The following is a 21,423-nucleotide window of genomic DNA, read 5'->3' on the forward strand; positions in this document are numbered from 1 at the left end:
ATCCGACGAGCATTCTCTGACATGAAAAATCCCTATTTGTAATATCAAACAGGGATTTGATGAATTATTTCACGTGCAGCTTGCCTTTCAGATATTGGCCAGTATAGCTGGCTGGATTAGCTGCGACTTCTTCCGGTGTTCCTGTCGCAATGATCGTACCACCGCCGATACCGCCTTCTGGTCCTAAGTCGATGATATGGTCAGCTGTCTTGATAACATCCAGATTGTGCTCGATAACGAGGACTGTATTGCCATCGTCCACAAAGCGCGATAGCACATGAAGGAGCTTGGCAATGTCTTCAGAATGCAGACCCGTAGTCGGCTCATCCAAGATATAGAAGGACTTACCAGTCGAGCGCTTGTGAAGTTCGCTGGCCAGCTTCATCCGCTGGGCTTCACCACCTGATAAGGTCGTGGCTGGCTGACCCAGAGTCACATAGCCTAGTCCTACGTCCTTGATGGTCTGGAGTTTGCGGGCAATCTTGGGAATATGCTGGAAGAATTCTACAGCATCATTGACCGTCATATCTAGAATCTGGGCGATATTCTTCTCTTTATAGTGAACTTCTAGCGTCTCACTATTATAGCGGGTGCCGTGGCAGACCTCACAGGCTACATAGACGTCAGGTAGGAAGTGCATCTCAATCTTGATAATCCCATCACCCGCACAGGCCTCACAGCGACCGCCCTTGACGTTAAAGCTGAAACGCCCCTTCTTGTAGCCACGAATCTTGGCTTCATTGGTCTTGGCAAACAGATCGCGAATATCGTCAAAGACTCCAGTATAGGTAGCTGGATTAGAGCGCGGTGTCCGGCCAATAGGACTTTGGTCAATATCAATCAGTCGATCCACATGCTCAATACCACTGATTTTCTTAAACTTACCTGGCTTAGCAGAATTGCGATTGAGTTTTTGAGCAATGGCTTTTTTAAGAATAGAGTTGACCAGCGTTGACTTACCAGACCCAGAAACTCCCGTCACAGCGATGAATTTTCCCAAAGGGAATCTGGCCGTGATATTCTGCAAGTTATTTTCCTGAGCTCCTGTCACTTCGATAAAGCGGCCGTTGCCTACACGGCGTTCCAATGGTACTGGGATCTCGCGCTTACCTGACAAGTATTGGCCTGTGATGGATTTCTTGCTCTTGGCCACTTGTGCAGGAGTGCCAGCTGCAACGATTTCACCACCGAAAACACCGGCTCCTGGTCCCACGTCAATCAGCCAGTCAGCCTCCCGCATGGTATCCTCGTCGTGCTCAACCACGATGAGAGTATTGCCCAGGTCACGCATCTTCTTGAGGCTGGCAATCAGGCGGTCATTGTCACGCTGGTGCAAACCAATAGAGGGCTCGTCCAGAATATAGAGGACACCACTCAAGTTCGAGCCAATCTGGGTCGCCAAGCGAATCCGCTGGCTCTCACCTCCTGATAGAGTCCCAGCCGAGCGAGACAAGGTCAGGTAATTGAGCCCAACGTTATTGAGGAAGGTCAGGCGGTCATGAATTTCCTTGAGAATAGGCCGCGCGATCGTCGTTTCGTTGTCAGTCAAGCTAAGCTTGTCCAACTGAAGTAAATGATCAGCAATGGACAAGTCAGAAATCTCACCGATATGCAAGCCATCTTCGCCGCCAACCTTGACAGACAAGGCCTGGGGACTGAGTCGATAACCATGGCAAGCTGCACAAGTCAGTTCATTCATATAAGCTCGCATTTGTGTCCGAGTAAAATCGCTATTGGTTTCATGGTAGCGACGGTTGATATTGCTAACAACCCCCTCAAAAGGAATATCAATATCGCGCACACCGCCAAATTCATTTTCATAGTGGAAATGGAATTCCCGCCCATCTGAACCAAAGAAAATCAGCTGCTTTTCTTCCTCCGTCAGCTCCTCAAAAGGCTTGTCCATATCAATACCAAAGGCGGCCATGGCCTGCTCTAGCATCTGCGGATAGTAGTTAGATGAAATGGGATTCCAAGGCGCTAGCGCTCCTTCACGCAAGGTCTTGCTAACATCAGGTACAACCACATCTAGATCCACCTCCAGCTTAACCCCCAGACCATCACAGTCTGGACAAGAACCAAAAGGCGCATTGAAAGAGAAAAGTCGTGGCTCTAGCTCTGGCACTGTAAAGCCACAGACTGGACAGGCATAGTGCTCAGAAAAGAGCAACTCTTGACCATCCATGGTGTCAATCACCACATAACCCTCAGCAATCCGCAGAGCCGCTTCGACCGAGTCAAAGAGGCGGCTACGCACCCCTTCCTTGATGACAATTCGGTCTACCACAACCTCAATATCATGCTGCTTGCTCTTGGATAGCTCTGGCACTTCCGTCACATCGTAAATATCGCCATCCACGCGCACACGGACATAACCGTCCTTCTGAATCTTGTCAAAAACGGTCTTATGCTGCCCCTTTTTCTTGCGGATGACCGGCGCTAAAATTTGCAATCGCTGACGCTCCGGTAATTCCAAGACCTTGTCAACAATCTGCTCGACAGACGAAGCTGTAATAGCACCATGTCCATTGACACAGTACGGAGTTCCAACACGAGCATAGAGTAAGCGCAGGTAGTCATTGATTTCAGTAGCTGTTCCCACTGTTGAGCGAGGATTTTTGCTAGTCGTCTTCTGGTCGATGGAAATAGCCGGGCTGAGACCATCAATCGAATCCACATCCGGCTTTTCCATATTGCCCAAAAACTGCCGAGCATAGGCCGACAGACTCTCCACATAGCGGCGTTGCCCTTCAGCATAGAGGGTGTCAAAAGCTAGACTCGACTTACCCGAACCGGACAGCCCCGTCACCACGACCAGCTTGTCCCGCGGAATTTCTACATCAATATTTTTTAAATTATGAGCTCGCGCTCCATGAATCACAATTTTATCTTGCATCTTGACCTCTTTCACTTTTAAACATCCTCTATTATAACAAAATTTTCTCTATTCTTTTGTCCCAAAACTCACCATTTTATAGTATAATAGTACGGTATGTAAAACTCTGGAAAGGAATATATCATGAAACAAGTCTTTTTATCAACTACGACAGAGTTCAAAGAGATTGATACGCTCGAATCGGGCACTTGGATCAATCTTGTCAATCCTTCCCAGAGTGAATCGATAGAAATCGCGAATGCTTTTGGCATTGATATTACAGACTTGCGAGCTCCTCTGGATGCCGAAGAAATGTCTCGGGTTACCATCGAAGATGACTATACCTTGATTATTGTCGACGTTCCCATCACCGAAGAAAGAAACAATAAAACTTACTATGTCACTATTCCACTCGGTATTATCCTAACCGAAGAAGCAATCATCACAACATGCTTAGAGAAGTTGCCTCTTTTGGATATTTTTATCAATCGTCGCTTACGTAACTTCTATACCTTTATGAGGTCACGCTTTATTTTTCAAATCCTCTACCGTAATGCCGAGCTATATCTGACAGCTTTGCGTTCCATTGATCGCAAAAGCGAACAGATTGAAAGTCAGCTTCACCAATCTACACGAAATGAAGAATTGATTGAACTTATGGAATTGGAAAAAACTATCGTCTACTTCAAGGCCTCTCTCAAAACAAATGAACGTGTGATTAAGAAATTGACCAGCGCAACCAGCAATATCAAAAAATATCTAGAAGATGAAGACTTACTAGAGGATACCTTGATTGAGACTCAGCAGGCTATTGAGATGGCAGATATATATGGTAACATTCTACGTGGTATGACAGATACCTTTGCTTCCATCATTTCTAACAACCAGAACAATATCATGAAGACTCTGGCTTTAGTGACTGTTGTCATGTCTATTCCTACCATGATTTTCTCGGCTTATGGAATGAACTTTAAAAATAACGACATCCCCCTCAATGGCGAGCCCCATGCCTTTTGGATTATCATGTTTATCGCTTTCGCTATCAGTGGCTCTCTCACTGTTTACCTCATGCATAAAAAATTATTTTAATTATTAGAAGGAAAGCTTATGTCACAAATATCTTTAGACAAACTCAGCAAAAAAAACCAAGAATTTATCCGCGTTGCAACCCATCAGCTCATTGAAGCTGGTAAATCTGACGAAGAAATCAAAAATCTTTTAGAAGAGATTATTCCTAATATCCTTGAAAACCAAGCCAAAGGCATTACTGCCCGAGGACTTTACGGCGCTCCTTCTACTTGGGTACATCAACTGACAGCCGCAGAACAAAAAGCTGCCGAAAATCCTGCACAAAACGAAGACCCACGTCTTATGATTTTAGATTCTGCACTTTTAATTTTGGGCTTATTATCGATCTTCCAAGGAGCAGTAAACTACTTCTCAAAAACAGCGAATCCATATGGTTTTACAACTCTAATCTTAGGAAGCTTAGCTGGTGGGGTTGTCTTCTACACTCTCTATCACTATGTTTACCGTTACTACGAGCCAGATCAAGCATATGGGACAAAACCTCCTTTTTGGAAATCTGCCCTGGTTATGGGAGGATCTGTCATACTTTGGCTAGTGGCTTTCACAGTGAGCGCCTTCTTACCAAGCTTCTTAAATCCACAACTTCCAAATCTTCTTGTGATTCTAATCGGAGGCCTGACTCTCGCTGGTCGCTGGTACCTTAAGAAAACATTTCACATCAAAAGCGCCATGGTCAATCCAAGACGCTACTAATCATTAAAAATCCTAAGCTGACTTGCTTAGGATTTTTTATTTTCTTTTTTTCGAAAAATAAAGTACTAGGTCATCACAATTTTCACAAGGAGCATATGGGGCAAGGGGTTCATTGTTAAACCAAAGTCCCGAACCATCTGGAATATAGCCTCTTTTAACATACAAGCGCTGTGCCGGCCCATATCCCTTATGTAATCCCACTCCCAAGGTTACCACATCTGAATATTTCAGGGCTTCTTGCTCTGCTTTTTCGATTAGAGCCGTGCCAATCCCCTGCCTTTGAAAGCTTTCAAAAACATTAAAATCAGTTAACTCAGGATAAAGGCCTGCAAAAGGACCGTGATTTGCTAATGGAATGACTGTTATATAACCTGCCAGAAATCTGCCAACAAGAGCCACCAAAACTTGGCGTTCTCCTACCTCTTGCTCATGAAAATATTTGTGCAGAATATCTTTTCGCTCAGGCCATCCCTGCTCAACAAAGGCATTTGATAATCCTTCAATATCCTCAAAAAGCATCTTTCTGACGATTCGCTCTTCACTCATATTAGACTCCTTATAACAGATTCTCATCTCATTTTAACACTTTAAAGAAAAATAAAAAACCCTGCAAAAAGCAGGGAATCAAATTAGTCTTCGTTTACGAAAGGCATCAAAGCCATTACGCGAGCGCGTTTGATAGCTGTTGTTACTTTACGTTGGTTTTTAGCTGAAGTTCCTGTTACACGACGAGGAAGGATTTTCCCACGTTCTGAAACGAAACGGCTAAGAAGCTCAGTATCTTTGTAATCAACATATTCAATTTTGTTCGCTGCGATGTAATCAACTTTTTTACGGCGTTTGAATCCGCCACGACGTTGTTGAGCCATGTGTTTTCTCCTTTATATTATAGTTCTAGTTTGTCCAATTAGAATGGCAGATCATCATCTGATATGTCCATTGGGTTTGAATTCCCAAATGGATTCTCATCACGAGAAAAGTTTGGTACTTGGTTAGACGAATCGACACCACCAAAGTTTGATGTCGTATTACCACCAAAGTTATTTGGAGCATACCCACCAGATTGGCCTTCACGACTCGCGCGACTTTCCAATAGTTGGAAATTGTCTGCAACCACCTCAGTAACATAGACACGCTGACCTTGCTGATTTTCGTAATTACGGGTCTGGATACGGCCTGTAATTCCAACTAGAGCTCCTTTTTTAGCCCAATTAGCAAGATTTTCAGCTTGCTGACGCCAGATAACAACATTAACAAAATCTGCTTCTCTTTCACCATTATGGTTTTTGAAATTACGATTAACAGCTAATGTAAACGTAGCAACTGCCTGATTTTGTGGAGTATAGCGAAGTTCAGCATCGCGGGTCATACGACCTACAAGTACAACGTTATTTATCATGAATCTACCTTCTTAATTAAGCGTCAAGTTTGACGATCATGTGGCGAAGAATGTCAGCGTTGATTTTTGAAAGACGGTCAAACTCTTTAAGAGCTGCATCATCGTTTGCTTCAACGTTAACGATATGGTAAAGACCTTCACGGAAATCTTTGATTTCATATGCAAGGCGACGTTTTTCCCAATCTTTTGATTCAACAACAGTCGCACCGTTGTCAGTCAAGATAGAGTCAAAGCGTGCTACCAAAGCGTTTTTAGCTTCTTCTTCAATGTTTGGACGAATAATATAAAGAATTTCGTATTTAGCCATTGATTTTTCCTCCTTTTGGTCTAATGACCCCATGCCTTTGCAAGGGGTAAGTGAGGTTTTCTCACAAATAACTATTATACTAGATTTTTCTCAAAATAGCAAGAAAATTCGTCCAAACTTTCAAACTTATTTGCCATCAATTTTCTCAACTATTTGACGACCTAAAGCCTTTCCGCTATAATAGGACTATGTTTGACCGATACTAACAAAGGGGATTATTTATGGCGGATATAGAAAAAGTACAGGAGACAATTTATCAACTACTACAACTATTAGGAGAAAATCCAGACCGTGAAGGCTTGCTAGACACACCTAAACGAGTGGCAAAAATGTATCAAGAAGTATTCTCCGGCTTGAATCAAGATCCAAAAGATGAATTTACCGCTGTTTTTTCTGAAGGGCATGAGGAAGTTGTCTTAGTTAAAGATATTCCATTTCATTCCATGTGTGAGCACCATCTCCTACCCTTTTATGGTGTTGCTCACGTTGCCTACCTGCCAAGCAAAGGCAAAGTAACAGGCCTGAGCAAGCTAGCTCGAGCTGTTGAAGTCGCTAGCAAACGACCACAGTTACAAGAACGTCTTACTGCTCAAATCGCTACAGCATTAGATGAAGCATTAGCTCCTAAAGGAGTATTTGTCATGGTGGAGGCTGAGCATATGTGTATGACCATTCGAGGAATTAAAAAGCCTGGGAGTAAAACGGTCACTACTGTTGCTAAAGGGATTTACAAAGAAGATGTCCACCAAAGACAAGAAATCTTATCTATGATTCACCACCACTAATATCCCTCATCATACCCAATCAAAATATTAGAAAGTTACTTATCTATGAAGAAAAAAACGATCTTTTTCCTATTTTTAGCACTCGTCTGTATCGGTATCGAATACGAAACTAAGACTTACACGTCTGGAGAGTTGCCTGGAAAAGCATACGGTATTGTTGGACTAGCTGCACTTCTGGCTCTGCTTTATATCATTCCAACCATCTTGTTCGTTCTACACTTACGAAAGAAGTGGCAGACGCCTTTTTTAAGCCTATCTATTGCTTTTCTCGGTGGTTTTTTCATTGCTGGATGGACTTCTGCTTTAGCGAATACCTATCTACATGACGGCATTTCAGCCTTATCGATTTCCTTTTTAAGTGATTTAGAGAGCGCTATTGTAGCTCCCCTTGTTGAAGAGCCCCTCAAACTTATTGGTGTCGCTTTTGCACTTTATTTCATTCCAGTAAAAAATTTGAAATCGATCCTACTTTTAGGAGTCGGAGCAGGGCTTGGTTTCCAAATCAGTGAAGATTTTTCCTATATCTTATCAGATATGCAAGAAGGTTTCTCTTTTGCTATTTCAGGAGTTTTAGGACGCACATTTGGTTCTATCGCATCACATTGGCTTTATACTGGCTTAACTGCATTTGGTATTATCTTAATGCTTCGCTATCGTAAAAATCATACTACTACTTTCAGAACAGGATTATTCTACTTCTTGGCTACATTTATCTTACATTTCCTATGGAACTCCCCTCTATCAGCTATCGAAACAGAGGTACCACTTGTTAAACCGATTCTATCGGCCTTAGCCATCTTTATCTTCTTCCAAGCATATCAAACAGCTTCTCGTTTGGATGATGAAACATTAAACTTAACAGCATAATCATAAAACTCCTGAGAACAAATTCTCAGGAGTTTTTATTTTCTAGCGTCCCACTCATCATAAAATTCTTCTAAATACGTTTCTAAAAAACGATGCCGTCCTTCTGCGAGCTCCCTTGCAGCGGTTGTATGCATCCCATCTTTTAGTTTGAGCAATTTTTCGTAAAAATGCATAATAGCAGAGCTTTTCTCATTACGGTATTCTTCTAAAGTCATCGTTTTTCTTGTCTTTAAACCTGGATCATGAATAGGTCGACCTGTATGTCCGGAATACACCATTGCTCGAGCTATACCAATAGCTCCAATCGCATCTAGTCGATCCGCATCTTGGACAATTTTCCCTTCTATACTAGAGACAGTGGCTTCAGATTTTCCACCTTTAAAGGACATCTTTGAAATGATATCCAAAATGTGGTTTCTGTCACTTTCGGAAACCTTGTGCGATATAAGCCACTGTTCAACCTTTTGTAGACCAGCTTTCTCGCTTTCATTTAACTTTCCATCAGCAATGTCATGAAGAAGCGCCGTCAACTCACAAATAAATAGATCCGCACCTTCTTTTTCTGCGATAGCTACAGCGTTATTAGCAACTCGAACGATATGCCACCAATCATGACCACTACTGTCGTCCTTCAATTCTCGATAGACAAAATCGCGCGCCTCTTGTAAAATACGTTTTTTTGTGTCAGACATTCTATTCTCCACCATTACTTTTTGGAGTTTAATCCAATAAGCTCCATTTGCTGCTGAATTTCCTTATAAACCTGATTCCAGTCCTCTGGATTTGAAATATCTAATTGATCCGTACTAATTTTCATTTTGGGACTATAATCATAATGATCATACCAATCCTGATAATGTTTATACAACAACTGGTAATAATCCAACAAGCCATTTTCTTCATTTGGTTGCTCATAAGAACGACCACGTTTTTTAATATTATTCATGATGTGATCAAAACTGCCGTCCAAGTAAATCAATAGGTCTGGCGCTTTCTTCGGCAATCCCTGAATTTCTTCCATCATATTATCTAGTAGCTCAAGATAAATATTATATTCTTGTTCACTGATACTACCCGTCAAGGTATTGATATAAGTAAAAAGTGCGTCCTCATAAATAGAACGATCTAGAATATTGTTATCATCATGATAAGCTTCTTTAATCATCTTAAATCGTTTATTCAAAAAGTAGATTTGCAACGCAAAACCGTATCGTTCTGGGTCTTCATAATATTTATCTAAAATAGGATTTTCTTCTACTGGCTCAAAAAAAGGCTGTGTTCCTAACTCTTCGGCTAAACGATAAGTATAGGTTGTTTTCCCTACACCAATCATACCTGCTAAAATAATCACTATAGCTCCGTACCTCCAAAACTACTTGTTACAAAAACACTATATATTGTATCTTTAAAAAGAATATCATACTATATTTTGTTCGTCAAGACAATTTATCTTATTATAAAAAGACACCTAATCAAAAGACTATCATCGTCTATTGATCAGGCATCTACATTTATTCTTCATGCACTACTGTAAATTTGATATGAGAATAATCTTTCTCCAAATCTTTTCCTAGCATAAAAGCTGTAGCTTCTTTCTTAACTTTCACAAGATCAATGCCTTGATCCTGAGCACCAAAGACACAACCGCAATAACATTGACGGTAAATATCATATTCCTCACACATCTCTACAGAGCGCTTATACCCTTGATTTTTCTTAAAATCACTCGGCAAATAATGAGTCGCATAGACTTTTTGCACCTCAATACCGACACTATTAATGGTCTGAGAATTTTTATGAGGACTAATCGTCAATGCACTTCCAAAGTAATCAAAACCTAGTTCTACCGCTACCTCAGCAGTTTTATCCAAACGATAGTCATAGCAGACTTTACAACGATCGCCACCTTCAGGTTCCTTCTCCAGACCACGCACCTTTTTGAAAAATTCCTGTGGTTCATAAGGCGCCTCTAAATATTGAACATTGTAGCCTGTATTTTCATTAAAATCACTAACGAACTTCTGAGTAACATAAGCTCTACGCTGATATTCTGATTTTGGATGAATATTGGAATTAGCAAAATAAATCGTTACATCAGCAAACTGGCTAAGATATTCCAAAGTATAAGTTGAACATGGGGCACAGCAGGTATGCATTAAAATTGTTGGACGTTTCTGTTCCTTCTCCCAGACCTGAACCATTTTTTGCATAACACGATCATAGTTAATCTTCTGATTGGGATTCATCTTGTTCAAAATTTCTTCTACATCAATCATAAGCCGCTCCTTTAGTTTCTCATTCTATTCTACCATAGAAAACTGACTCAAACAATCTTGATTAAAATGATTCTAGAATAAAAGAGAGTGGGACAGAAATCGGTAATTCGTTAGAATTCGATTTCGTCGTCCCACCTCCGCACAGTTGAGTAGGGCTGTAAAAGCTAATGAAATCAGCGTAATAGAGCCCACTCAACCACTGCGTCTTGCTCGACAATCCAAAGACAATTGAGAGGCTAGGACCTTTATCCCAGCCTCTCACTATCTTGCTGTATTACATCATACCGCCCATCATGCTTGGATCCATGGCTGGAGCTGGGCTAGCTGGTTCTGGTTGATTTGCTACTACTGCTTCGGTAGTCAAGATAAGACTAGCGACAGAAGCGGCATTTTGCAAGGCTGAACGAGTCACCTTGACTGGATCAATGATTCCAGCTTCAATCATGTTAACCCACTCGCCAGTTGCAGCATTAAATCCTGTACCAGCTTCAGAGTTTTTCAGACGGTCAATCACAATTGAGCCTTCATAACCTGCATTCAACGCAATTTGACGAACAGGCTCTTCCAAGGCACGAAGAACGATGTTGCGTCCTGTTGCTTCATCGCCTGTTAGCTCAAGAGCAGCTACTGCACCCAAAACATTCACAAAGGCAGTACCACCACCTGAGACGATACCTTCTTCTACGGCTGCACGAGTGGCGTTGAGAGCATCTTCGATACGAAGCTTCATTTCTTTAAGTTCGGTTTCAGTTGCAGCACCAACTTTGATAACTGCCACACCACCGGACAATTTAGCCAGACGTTCTTGTAACTTTTCACGGTCAAATTCTGATGTAGCACTTTCAATTTGGGATTTGATAACTCCTGTACGATTAGCGATAGCTTCTGGATTTCCAGAACCTTCGACAATCACAGTGCTATCTTTGTCAACTGTAACTTTCGATGCTTGTCCAAGCGCTTCAATCGTTGCATCCTTAAGCTCTAAACCAAGATCTTCCGTGATTACCGTACCTCCTGTCAGGATAGCAATATCTTCCAACATAGCTTTGCGACGATCACCAAAGCCAGGCGCCTTGACAGCTACAACATTAAAGGTTCCACGAATTTTGTTAAGGACCAATGTTGGTAGAGCCTCACCATCTACATCATCTGCAATAATGAGAAGCGGACGACTGCTTTGCAAAATACTTTCCAATAAAGGTAAAATTTCTTGGATGTTAGAGATTTTCTTATCTGTAATTAAGATATAAGGATTATCTAGCTCAGCAACCATTTTTTCATTGTCGGTTACCATGTACTGAGACAAGTAGCCGCGGTCAAACTGCATTCCTTCAACTACATCCAGCTCTGTTTCCATTCCTTTGGACTCTTCGATGGTAATAACACCGTCTTTACCAACTTTTTCCATAGCTTCAGAGATATACTCGCCTACCTTCTCGCTACGAGAAGAAACAGCAGCAACCTGAGCAATAGCTTCTTTGCTAGAAACCGGCACAGAGTTAGACTTCAAAGCTTCAACCGCTGTCGCAACAGCTGCTTCAATTCCACGACGGATGCCGATTGGGTTAGCACCAGCCGTCACATTTTTAATCCCTTCACGGACGATAGCCTGAGTCAAAACAGTTGCTGTTGTTGTTCCGTCACCAGCGATATCATTAGTTTTTGAAGCAACTTCTGACACCAGCTTAGCGCCCATGTTTTCAAAATGGTCTTCCAGTTCGATTTCCTTAGCAATGGTTACACCATCATTTGTGATAAGAGGTGAGCCAAATGATTTTTCCAAAACGACATTACGACCTTTAGGGCCCAAGGTTACCTTGACAGTATCTGCTAGAATATCGACTCCACGAACCATACTGCTTCTTGCATCTGCTGAAAATTTAATATCTTTTGCCATAATATTATTCCTCTTTTCTAATCTTATTCGACAACTGCCAGAATGTTGGCTTCACTAACCAAGAGATAAGCTTCTTCTCCGTCCTTAACCTCTACACCTGCATGGCTTTCAACAAGAACTGTATCTCCAGCTTTGATGGATGGTGATACTAATTCACCACTTAAAGTGCGGATGCCTTGTCCGACTGCGATGACTGTAGCTGTCTTAGTCGCAGCGTGGCTGTTTCCCGCGATAACAAAACCACCAACTTTTTCTTCTTTTTCTTCTACTTTCAAGACCACACGGTCTCCTAATGGTTTTAGCATAATTTTCCTCCAAAGATTAAATTTTAGCACTCTGAACTTTCGAGTGCTAATCTATAGTTATTATTTTATCACTTGGTCAGAATTAGTCAAGAAAAAAATACTCATTCATCTACAAAAATGACAAAAACTGACTGATAAAATTAGCCAGTTTCTTTTAATGATTAGCTTAAAACCAAGGCATCATCGTTTAGCCTATAACCGCTATTTTTATGGAAAAGATCCATCAGCTGGGATACCGTGAGTCTTCTCTTTTCCTCTCCCTTTACGTCCACAACAATCTTGCCCTGAAACAACATAATTAAACGATTTCCATACTCAATTGCATGCTCCATATTATGGGTCACCATTAATGTCGTCAACTTTTGTTCTTCTACGACTTTTCTAGTCAAATTCATTACCATATCGCTCGTTTTAGGATCAAGTGCAGCAGTATGTTCATCCAGCAAGAGAACTTTGGGGCGAACCAAGGTAGCCATAGCCAACGTAAGAGCTTGACGCTGACCTCCCGATAGGAAATTAGCATCTGTCTTCATCCGATTTTCTAATCCTAATCCCAAATGTTTTAACTCCTTTTTGAATAAATCTCGCTCTTCTTCTGTAATAGATCTTTTAAAAAAGCTGCGCTTCTTACCTCGGCGATAAGCAATAGCCATGTTTTCTTCAATGCTCAAATTTGTAGCAGTTCCCATGCGTGGATCTTGAAAGACACGGCTAATATCTTTTGAACGATCTGATACAGAAGCTTTCTTGATAGACTCTCCATCTAAAAGAATATCTCCATCATCAATTTCTACAACGCCTGCAATCGAGTTCATGAGCGTTGACTTTCCAGCTCCATTTCCTCCGATCACGGAGATAAAGTCTCCCTGCTCAATTTCTAGATCTAAGCCACGGAGCACTGGATTTTCATTTATGCTACCTTTTTCAAAGGTCTTATATAGATTGTTTAATGTTAATAAAGCCATTATGCATCACCTCCAGATATTAAGGTCTTATTGGGTTTAATCTTTAATTTATTACGAATTTCTGGCACATAAAGGATAAGAGCTAGAAGAATAGCAGAAGCTAATTTGAGCATCTGAGCATCCACATTCATAGCAAGAATCATAACGAGTACCAAACGATACAAGATGGAGCCCAAAACAATGGACCAGAGACGTTTTCCTAGGGGAAGATATTTTACAATGACCTCTGCCAAGATAATGGAAGCAAGACCATTTACAATCGTTCCTGTGCCCATATTCATATCAGCGTAGCCATTATTTTGTGCCAAAAGCGAGCCCGCCAGAGCGATGAATCCATTTGAAATCATATAACCAAAAATCTTGATGCGATCCACCTTTATACCGTTAGCCTCTCCCATAGCTAGATTATCACCTGTAGCTCTCAAGGCTAATCCAAGCTGAGTATTAAGAAGGAGAATCAGCAAGAAAATAACCAAACTCACAAAACCAATTCCCAATAAAATAACTGTATAAGTTTTAGGCCAATGAAGTAGCTCCATCAATCCACTCACCAATGTTGCCTGACCTGAAAGAGAGACATTAGAGCTTCCTAAAACGAGAAGATTGACAGAGTATAAGGCTGTAAGAGTGATAATCCCCGTCAAAAGGGCTGGAATTTTCATCTTGGTATGAAGGAAACCAGATACTGCACCTGCAATCATTCCTGATACAAATCCAGCAATCGTTGCTAAAAGTGGACTGACTCCTTTGACGATTAGGAGAGCTGTCGTTGCTGCGCCAAGCGGAAAAGATCCCTCAGCAGTCAAATCAGCTATATCTAAGATACGAAACGTTATAAAAACACCAATAGCCATAATAGACCAGAGCAAGCCCTGTGATAAAGCCGAAAGTATAATATCTAAGAAACTATTCGAAGAATGCGCTGAACCTGATTTTTTCATAGTAGAAGCTTTCGAATCATTCGTTTTTTTCGTAGTAGTAGTTTTATTAGTCTGCTTAGCGGACTGGCTAGCTTTTTGTTCTTCAAGAATAGGAGTAATGTCAATATTCAAAGATTTAGCCATTTCTTCATTCACAACAACATTTAAAACTTCTGGCTGTTCGGCAGGAATATCACCAACCTTTTCACCGTTCATAATCCGAATAGCTAGTTTAGCTGTTTGGCGTCCAAGCGCTTCAAAGTCAGCACCGTAGGTAAATAGGACTCCATCATCAACCACATCAACAGCTCCCCCTACTACAGGAACTTTCATTTCTTTCGATAAATCTGTTACCAAATTAATAGCCGATACAATCGTATTATCCGCTGGTATAAACAAGACCTCTGCCTGACTCATCAAGCTTCTAGTTGTATCTTGCACATCATTGGTAGATGAGATTCCTTTGGTTATGGTCTCAATTCCTGCAGCTTTAAAGACTGCTTCAGCCTCTTCCACCTGAACTTCTGAATTACGTTCATTCGTCGTATACATGATTCCGACTTTTTTCAGATTGGGTAGGACTTTTTTTAACAATTCCACCTGCTTTTTAACAGGTGATCGGTCACTCGTCCCTGTCGCTAAACCACCAACATGCTCCATCGAAGCTACCAATTTTGCGGAAACAGGATCCGTAACTGCTGTAAACAAAATTGGAGTTTTGGTAGATAAGTTTGCCAATGCTTGAGCCGCTGGAGTCGCAATACCTAATACAAGATCATTTTTGGATAAGAGCTTTTCAGCGATTGTTTGTAAATTGGACTGTTCCCCTTGCGCATTTTGATAGTCAATCCGAATATTTTTACCATCTGCATAGCCTTGCTCTTCTAGCTCAGCGATAAACCCTTTTCGAGCCCCAGATAGAGCATCATGCTCCACATACTGTAAAATTCCGATACGAACCTGCTCTTTGCTATCGTTTGACGTAGCACATCCGACCAAAGCAAGCATTGCCACCATCAAACTTACAAAAGATATGATTATTTTTTTCATCCCATTCTCCTCTTAAAAATTTTTCAAAAACAAAAAGCCAATTAGACTGTATTCTAATTGACTTTTAAGTATTCATATATACGAAATATCTGTACTTTATATCCAGTCAATTAGAATAGGTATCTAATCAGCTGGACTCAACATAAAATGCTTTAGCTTCTTAGATACAAACGGGGTGACGTTTGTATCCTATCGGCTACAAACGTCTATCTAAAGAAACTAAAGTAAAAGTAGGTATTTAATTTCATTGCCAATGATGACGTCTGTTTAACCATTTTACATCTCCTTGTTTGTGATTGTTTAATACTATACCCTTAATTTTAAACAATGTCAATACTTTTTGTGAAATTTCTGAAAATTTTTGAAACAATACGTTCATTCTTTCCTTGCTTTTAATTGAAAAACAGCTCCTATTCCTAAAAGGGTGAGCTGCTTTCGTGTTGTATAGTTTTAGTTATTAATACTGTTTAATCAAATCAACTGTCGAGCGATCCAAGCGCTTCACCAGTGCTTGTAGGAAAGCTTGTGCTTGCAAGAAGTCATCCATAGCATAAAGCGTCTGATGAGAGTGAATATAGCGTGCGCATACCCCGATGGTCGTAGACGGTACCCCTCCATTTTGTAAATGAGCTGCGCCAGCATCTGTTCCACCTTGGGCACAATAATACTGATATTTTATGCCAGCTTCTTCTGCTGTGGTTAGCAAGAAATCCTTCATATTGGGTAACATAAGGTGACCTGGATCATAAAAACGCAGCAACGTTCCTTCACCAATCGCGCCTTGCCCACCATAGATATCTCCTGCAGGAGAGCAATCAACCGCAAAGAAAAGTTCTGGAGCAAACTTTGTCGTTGAAGCATGTGCACCACGCAAGCCAACCTCTTCTTGGACATTTGCACCAACATAAAGTTCGTTGTCAAGTTTTTGAGCAGATAAAGCCTGTACCAACTCACTAACCATAAGGACACCATAGCGATTATCCCAAGCCTTGGAAATGACATTTTTCCCATTGGCCGTCAGGATCGCAGAGCTATCTGGGACAATAGCATCACCAGGACGGATTCCAAAACTTTCTGCTTCTTCTTTGCTTGAGAAACCACCGTCAAAGACAATATCACTAACTTGTGGCAAGGTTGGAGAGCCACCTGCGCCACGCAAAAAGTGGGGAGGCACTGAACCTGAAATCACAGGAATCTCTTGTCCTTCTCGTGTAAACAGCTTAAAACGCTGGCTACTCACTACAAGAGGATTCCAGCCACCAATTTCCACCACACGAAAAGTTCCATCTGGCTTGATCTCACTAACCATAAAGCCAACTTCATCCATGTGTGCTGCTACTAGTACGCGCGGAGCATTTGCTTCTTCTAAATGCTTGACACCAAAAAGACCACCAAGGCCATCTACTAGCATCTCATCCACATGAGGCGCCATTTTTTCACGCAAGTAGGTCCGTACCGGGCCTTCGTAAGCTGAAATTGCAGGAATCTCTGTTACCTCTTTAATCTTTGAAAACAAATCTGACATATTTACCTTCTTTCTGTCCTTTATTTTATCACTTTTTAGAGAGGATGGATAGGAAAAATAAGTTCAAAATGAAGCAATAATCCTTTTTCACTTTTATCTAAGACAATGACATTCAAACTCCCATTCATCACCTCGGCTAACTGACGAGCAACTGCTAATCCAAGACCAGTTCCCACTTGGTGACGGGAAGAGTCCTTCATGTAAAATTCTTCGAAAAGATAAGGAACATCCTCTTCTTGTAGTGTTTGGCTATTATTTTGGAAAGATATGCAAACTTGCTGTTTCTGAATAGATAGACGGATATTTAAAAAAGTATCTGCATAGCGGCCTGCATTTTGTAAGAGATTATTAAAAATACGCTCTAAACTATTTTCATCTGCCGAAACATAAACTGCGGAGTCCGGAATATCTATATCAACCGATAGCTGCGCCGCCTCCAGAAGCTGGTAATGTCCAAGCAAACTTTCTTTTAAAACACGAGCAAGATCCACTTTTTTCAGATGAATCTGGTAATCTGACGATCGAAGGCGAGCATAGTCATAAAATTGCTCTACTAGAGATTTCATGCTTTCTGCCTTATTTGTCAGAACGGCGAGATTTTTTACCAACTCCTCATCTACAGCTTGCTCTTGCTCATTTGCTTGCATCCACTTCAAGTAACCAACTATCACTGTTAAAGGAGTTCGCAAATCATGACTAATATTTTCAATCTGCTTTTGAAAGCGTAGCTCTCTTTTCTTAGAATAAAGGACATGTTGCTCCACTTGGGCCAGGTAGTGATTTAAAGATATTAGAAAGTCGGCCAAATATTTATCTGGCATAGAAAGTTTCAGTGTCTGAGGCTGTCCCAAACTATCTTCCATCATCTTTAGCTCAGTAGAAAGCCTCTTCAAGCCGGCGGTTAAACTATAGTAGCGGAAGCCAAAGTATACAGCTATGAAAGAGGCAAGTAAAGAAAGAAAATAGAGCATGATCTCTCCTTTAATGATACAAATCAAAAATAAGTTTCTCCCACAATCATTTGATTTGAAGAAGAAAATTGTATTTCAATAAAACTGGTCTTATCGTGAATCTTTTGGTGCCAGAAAAATCAAGGCACCCCCTATCAGAAGCAGACTAATACCAAAACCTGAACTCAACAACTTCAAAATACCGTCAGATCGATTCCAAATAAACTCAAAAATAGGCGTCTGATTCGGATTACTAAAGTCAACACCTCCAAAACGCAAGAAAACAAGAGGCATCCAAGAAGAAATAACTTTCAACAAAGAATTCTGATATCCAAACATCTCTAAAATGGAAGGAATAAGAAGCCATAGACCCGCCCAAGCTAGAACAGTCAGTATTATTTTTTGTGTCCATTCAAGGAAGAAGAGAATGGTAGCTACGCTAGCCATTATCAGAGGTATCAGTAAAGGAAGTTCCCAGATTAACTCAGCTAAGCTAGTAACCTGCGGTTCCGAATCCGGCTTTAGAATTATTGGTACCAATAAGAGATAGACGCTACTCACCCAAACACTAGCAATGAAACTAAAAATAGAAGCGGTGAACCATTTTCCTAATATAATTTTTAAAGGTGAAATCCCAAATGACAAAGTTGGCAACTGCGCTCTTGCCTTGTAACTTTCTTCGTACAAAAAGAGCGTCATACCAGCAGAAAGACCCAAAAACCAAAAGGCTTGATTGGCTAGAGTATTATATGCATCATGAAATTCATTATGATACAATACCAAGTGTAGATTAGGTCTGTTCGGAATCCAGTATAGCATTTCTAATTGAAGAAATGCCAAAACAAGTAGTAAAATAGCCACCAGCCATATGGATTTTTTATGAGATAGTCGATACCATTCACTTTTTATAAAATTTAACATCGTAAAACCTCCACACAAGCTAAGGATAAACTAGCCGATATCTTTCTTCCTCAGATAACTGAAAGCTAGTAGAATAAAACAAACACTCCAGAAAATACCAGCAATCACACATTTAGCAAATCCAGCTCCAGCTCCCCATAAAGTTTGACTATTTTGAGTATTAACAATCGCCTCTGTAGAAAAGAAATTCTGTGGTAACCAATTAGCAAATTCAATTAGCACTTTCCAACGAAAACCTAAGCCAATATTAAGTAAAAAACTTGGTATCAATCCCCAAAACAGTAAAAGACAGATAAAAACTATCGAGGTTTTTTCAAAAAAACTGGAGAAAAAAATTGTTGAAAGGATAGCCGCTACAGCTAGCAAAAAAACAGCTGGAACTTCTATAATAATATCAATCAGTGACACTGGCCCACTATGCTTTAATAAAACAAGAGCACTTCCTATATATACAGATAAGACTGTCAGCATAGACAAAGTAGCTCCAGTGGTCACAACGATTGTCTTCCCAAAAAATATTTTTATAAAAGAAATACCGTAAGCTAGTGGATTTTTCAAAGTGCCTAACTTTTGCTCTCCTTCGTAACATAGCATGGTAAAAAGCATAGCCATAAAAAGAAAAAGCATCGGATTTGCCACTAGATTAGACAAGGAGAAAGACAGAGTATTGTATTGAAAATGTGAATCAGACCCCATCATACATAAAAGAATATTTATAAGCAAACCACTTAGACTCAACACAAAGGTGAACAAATAAATCATTTTACTATGGAAAAGGCGGTAAAACTCACTTTTTATATAATTTCTCATTATTTTCGCCCTTCTTTCAAACTCATATAATAGTCTTCTAGCTTCATTTCTAACGTCCGTAGACTACTAATATAAATCTGATGTTCCGCAGCAAGTTTGCTGTAAAACTCTGGACGATGTCGTGGATGATAAATGACTAATCGCTGATTTGCAAAGACCGTGAATTGCTCATCAGCATCCCTTTGCTCTAAAAGAAATGTATAACTAGCTAAATCAGAAAGCGTCATCTCAATGCTATTAGAACACTTTTGGTGAAGAGCTTCCGCACTAATTGACTCCAATAACTCTCCCTTACTAATAAAAGCATAGTGAGTGGCAATTTGCTGTAGTTCCGATAGAATATGGCTAGAAATTAGAATCGTTATATTTCTTTCTTGATTCAATCGATGGAGCAGCTGACGAAACTCAATAATACCACTCGGATCGAGACCATTGATCGGCTCATCCAGTACTAACACCTGTGGATCGCCTAATAAAGCAATGGCTAAACCCAGACGTTGCTTTTGTCCCAAAGAAAGGGCGCTAGCTTTCTCTTTTCGTTTCTCTGATAGCCCCACCGTCTCTAACAACGTTACTGCTTGCTTATCTTGAGGAATACCTTTTTGAATGGCATAGTAACGCATATTTTGTTCAACAGTCATGTTTGGGAAAAAGACAGGCTTCTCAATTAAAAATCCCATTCGGCTACGAGCTATGGACAATTCCTTTCCGGTTTGCCCCAAGAGAAAGACATTTCCTTTACTAGGGAAATGCTGTCCAGCTAGGATACGAAATAAGGTTGTTTTCCCCGCGCCATTATCTCCTATTAAACCATAGATACTACCTTGAGGAACTGCCAGCGAAATATCACGAAGCGCTTCAAAAGCTCCATAACGCTTACTCAAATGCTCAGTTGCAATGATTGATTTATTCATGGTTTCTCCTTTTATCCTATTTGATAATATCATTGTAACGAATAGGTTTTTAATAAGTCATAAAGAAAAAATAAAGAAGTCGTAAAGATTTAAACTAATTTAAAACCAATCCCATAGATAGTCTGAATAACTTCGTCAGGTAACTGTTCTTTTAATTTCTTACGAATGTTGCTGATGTGAACATTTACTGTATTATTCTCACCATAATAACCGTCCTTCCATACAGCCTGATAAAGTTGCTCACGCGAAAACACCTTATCAGGCTGACTCATCAATAATTGCAAAATATCAAACTCATGAGCGGTTAGTATAACTTCCTTATCATCGACCAACAATTGGCGAGAGTCTGGATAGAGAGTGAGACGTTTATATTCAAGCACAGTTTTTGTTATGTTAACTTGCCCTCTCCTCAAATTGGCCTGCACACGTGCCAGCACCTCCATCGGCTCAAAAGGTTTGGTAATATAATCATCTGCCCCAAGAGAAAAAAGGTAGACTTTATCGCCCAAAAACTTTTAGCAGATAAAATCAGAATAGGGCAGGTAAGCTGATAAACCTGACGAAGTTGATTTAACACCTCTTCTCCCGAAATCCCCGGCAACATTAAATCTAGCAATACAAGATCAACCATTTCTTGTTGAGCCAACAAAAGGGCCTCCGTACCTGAAAAAGCTTGGATAGTTTGATAACCTGCCTGTTTCATCATCTTGGCCAACAGTTGGTTGATATCAGTATCGTCTTCGACAATTAAAATACGAATCATCATCGTCGCCTCCTTGATGTTATTATAAGGAAAAACACAGTAAAAAACAACGAAATATAAGACCAAAGTATTGCAAGTTCGTTTCTTTCCATTTCAAATCAAGGTGTCTTGT

The 21,423-nt window shown here is 40.5% G+C and carries 23 protein-coding genes; 4 read left to right on the top strand and 19 right to left on the bottom strand.

The features are described 5' to 3' along the window. Window positions 1-64: 64 nt before the first annotated feature. On the bottom strand, window positions 65-2,896 hold the full coding sequence (gene uvrA, locus HMPREF9182_RS04815) for an excinuclease ABC subunit UvrA (RefSeq protein ID WP_009754396.1): 2,832 nt from the start codon (window positions 2,894-2,896) through the stop codon (window positions 65-67). A 123-nt stretch (window positions 2,897-3,019) separates the two neighbouring features. Between uvrA and HMPREF9182_RS04820 the strand changes: the two genes are divergently transcribed. Both HMPREF9182_RS04820 and HMPREF9182_RS04825 read left to right on the top strand, forming a co-directional pair. Beyond that, a complete protein-coding gene (locus tag HMPREF9182_RS04820) occupies window positions 3,020-3,964 on the top strand; it encodes a magnesium transporter CorA family protein (RefSeq protein ID WP_009443320.1) in 945 nt (314 codons plus the stop codon). An 18-nt stretch (window positions 3,965-3,982) separates the two neighbouring features. Next, window positions 3,983-4,657 (top strand): DUF1129 domain-containing protein, encoded by a 675-nt coding sequence (locus HMPREF9182_RS04825; RefSeq protein ID WP_009755108.1) that lies wholly within the window; start codon window positions 3,983-3,985, stop codon window positions 4,655-4,657. A gap of 36 nt (window positions 4,658-4,693) precedes the next feature. On the opposite strand, the gene HMPREF9182_RS04830 is transcribed toward HMPREF9182_RS04825, so the two are convergent. From HMPREF9182_RS04830 to rpsF, 4 genes are all read right to left on the bottom strand, one after another. Further along, window positions 4,694-5,203: a GNAT family N-acetyltransferase gene (locus HMPREF9182_RS04830; protein WP_009443103.1), complete on the bottom strand. Its 510-nt coding sequence runs from the start codon at window positions 5,201-5,203 to the stop codon at window positions 4,694-4,696. A gap of 83 nt (window positions 5,204-5,286) precedes the next feature. After that, window positions 5,287-5,526, bottom strand: a complete 240-nt coding sequence (gene rpsR, locus HMPREF9182_RS04835; protein ID WP_000068664.1) for a 30S ribosomal protein S18 — start codon at window positions 5,524-5,526, stop codon at window positions 5,287-5,289. 38 nt (window positions 5,527-5,564) lie between these two features. Then, a complete protein-coding gene (locus tag HMPREF9182_RS04840) occupies window positions 5,565-6,056 on the bottom strand; it encodes a single-stranded DNA-binding protein (RefSeq protein ID WP_009443701.1) in 492 nt (163 codons plus the stop codon). Window positions 6,057-6,072: 16 nt separating this feature from the next. Next, on the bottom strand, window positions 6,073-6,363 hold the full coding sequence (rpsF, locus tag HMPREF9182_RS04845) for a 30S ribosomal protein S6 (protein ID WP_009443599.1): 291 nt from the start codon (window positions 6,361-6,363) through the stop codon (window positions 6,073-6,075). Between the two features lie 221 nt (window positions 6,364-6,584). Here rpsF and folE point away from each other — a divergent pair, with 221 nt between their 5' ends. Both folE and HMPREF9182_RS04855 read left to right on the top strand, forming a co-directional pair. Further along, window positions 6,585-7,148, top strand: coding sequence for a GTP cyclohydrolase I FolE (gene folE / locus HMPREF9182_RS04850; protein ID WP_009443178.1), 564 nt, complete (start codon window positions 6,585-6,587; stop codon window positions 7,146-7,148). Window positions 7,149-7,193: 45 nt separating this feature from the next. Continuing rightward, window positions 7,194-8,015 carry a PrsW family glutamic-type intramembrane protease gene (locus tag HMPREF9182_RS04855; RefSeq protein ID WP_009754931.1) on the top strand — a complete coding sequence of 274 codons (822 nt, stop codon included), beginning with the start codon at window positions 7,194-7,196 and terminating at the stop codon, window positions 8,013-8,015. A gap of 35 nt (window positions 8,016-8,050) precedes the next feature. Here the strand turns inward: HMPREF9182_RS04855 and HMPREF9182_RS04860 are convergent, their stop codons facing one another. The 14 genes from HMPREF9182_RS04860 to HMPREF9182_RS10810 all read right to left on the bottom strand — a co-directional run bounded on the left by HMPREF9182_RS04860 (window position 8,051) and on the right by HMPREF9182_RS10810 (window position 21,314). After that, window positions 8,051-8,722 (bottom strand): HD domain-containing protein, encoded by a 672-nt coding sequence (locus HMPREF9182_RS04860; protein ID WP_037602721.1) that lies wholly within the window; start codon window positions 8,720-8,722, stop codon window positions 8,051-8,053. Further along, window positions 8,722-9,366, bottom strand: coding sequence for a deoxynucleoside kinase (locus HMPREF9182_RS04865; RefSeq protein ID WP_009443180.1), 645 nt, complete (start codon window positions 9,364-9,366; stop codon window positions 8,722-8,724). The genes HMPREF9182_RS04860 and HMPREF9182_RS04865 overlap by 1 nt, the downstream gene beginning before the upstream one ends. A gap of 160 nt (window positions 9,367-9,526) precedes the next feature. After that, the gene (locus HMPREF9182_RS04870; protein WP_009443723.1) at window positions 9,527-10,291 is read right to left on the bottom strand and encodes an epoxyqueuosine reductase QueH; all 765 of its coding nucleotides are present in this window, start codon (window positions 10,289-10,291) and stop codon (window positions 9,527-9,529) included. 274 nt (window positions 10,292-10,565) lie between these two features. Next, window positions 10,566-12,188 carry a chaperonin GroEL gene (gene groL, locus HMPREF9182_RS04875; RefSeq protein ID WP_009755059.1) on the bottom strand — a complete coding sequence of 541 codons (1,623 nt, stop codon included), beginning with the start codon at window positions 12,186-12,188 and terminating at the stop codon, window positions 10,566-10,568. Window positions 12,189-12,211: 23 nt separating this feature from the next. Continuing rightward, window positions 12,212-12,493: a co-chaperone GroES gene (groES, locus tag HMPREF9182_RS04880; RefSeq protein ID WP_009754877.1), complete on the bottom strand. Its 282-nt coding sequence runs from the start codon at window positions 12,491-12,493 to the stop codon at window positions 12,212-12,214. A 161-nt stretch (window positions 12,494-12,654) separates the two neighbouring features. After that, complete coding sequence (locus HMPREF9182_RS04885; RefSeq protein WP_009443917.1) at window positions 12,655-13,458, bottom strand: ABC transporter ATP-binding protein; 804 nt, start codon at window positions 13,456-13,458, stop codon at window positions 12,655-12,657. Further along, a complete protein-coding gene (locus HMPREF9182_RS04890; protein WP_009754666.1) occupies window positions 13,458-15,428 on the bottom strand; it encodes an ABC transporter substrate binding protein in 1,971 nt (656 codons plus the stop codon). The genes HMPREF9182_RS04885 and HMPREF9182_RS04890 overlap by 1 nt, the downstream gene beginning before the upstream one ends. Before the next feature lie 457 nt (window positions 15,429-15,885). After that, window positions 15,886-16,953 carry a glutamyl aminopeptidase gene (pepA, locus tag HMPREF9182_RS04895; RefSeq protein ID WP_009443389.1) on the bottom strand — a complete coding sequence of 356 codons (1,068 nt, stop codon included), beginning with the start codon at window positions 16,951-16,953 and terminating at the stop codon, window positions 15,886-15,888. A 35-nt stretch (window positions 16,954-16,988) separates the two neighbouring features. Beyond that, entirely contained in the window at window positions 16,989-17,924 is a 936-nt protein-coding gene (locus HMPREF9182_RS04900; protein WP_009443144.1) for a sensor histidine kinase, read from the bottom strand. A gap of 90 nt (window positions 17,925-18,014) precedes the next feature. Further along, window positions 18,015-18,824 (bottom strand): membrane protein, encoded by an 810-nt coding sequence (locus HMPREF9182_RS04905; protein ID WP_009754657.1) that lies wholly within the window; start codon window positions 18,822-18,824, stop codon window positions 18,015-18,017. 30 nt (window positions 18,825-18,854) lie between these two features. Next, on the bottom strand, window positions 18,855-19,634 hold the full coding sequence (locus HMPREF9182_RS04910; protein ID WP_009443957.1) for an ABC transporter permease: 780 nt from the start codon (window positions 19,632-19,634) through the stop codon (window positions 18,855-18,857). Beyond that, on the bottom strand, window positions 19,634-20,548 hold the full coding sequence (locus tag HMPREF9182_RS04915; protein ID WP_009754982.1) for an ABC transporter ATP-binding protein: 915 nt from the start codon (window positions 20,546-20,548) through the stop codon (window positions 19,634-19,636). Before HMPREF9182_RS04915 ends, HMPREF9182_RS04910 begins: the two co-directional genes overlap by 1 nt. Window positions 20,549-20,637: 89 nt before the next feature. Continuing rightward, window positions 20,638-20,928 (bottom strand): winged helix-turn-helix domain-containing protein, encoded by a 291-nt coding sequence (locus tag HMPREF9182_RS10805; protein ID WP_218015422.1) that lies wholly within the window; start codon window positions 20,926-20,928, stop codon window positions 20,638-20,640. Between the two features lie 29 nt (window positions 20,929-20,957). Then, a complete protein-coding gene (locus tag HMPREF9182_RS10810) occupies window positions 20,958-21,314 on the bottom strand; it encodes a response regulator transcription factor (protein WP_009443408.1) in 357 nt (118 codons plus the stop codon). Window positions 21,315-21,423 lie beyond the last annotated feature (109 nt).

The organism is Streptococcus sp. oral taxon 056 str. F0418, from assembly GCF_000220065.1.
Lineage (GTDB): Bacteria > Bacillota > Bacilli > Lactobacillales > Streptococcaceae > Streptococcus.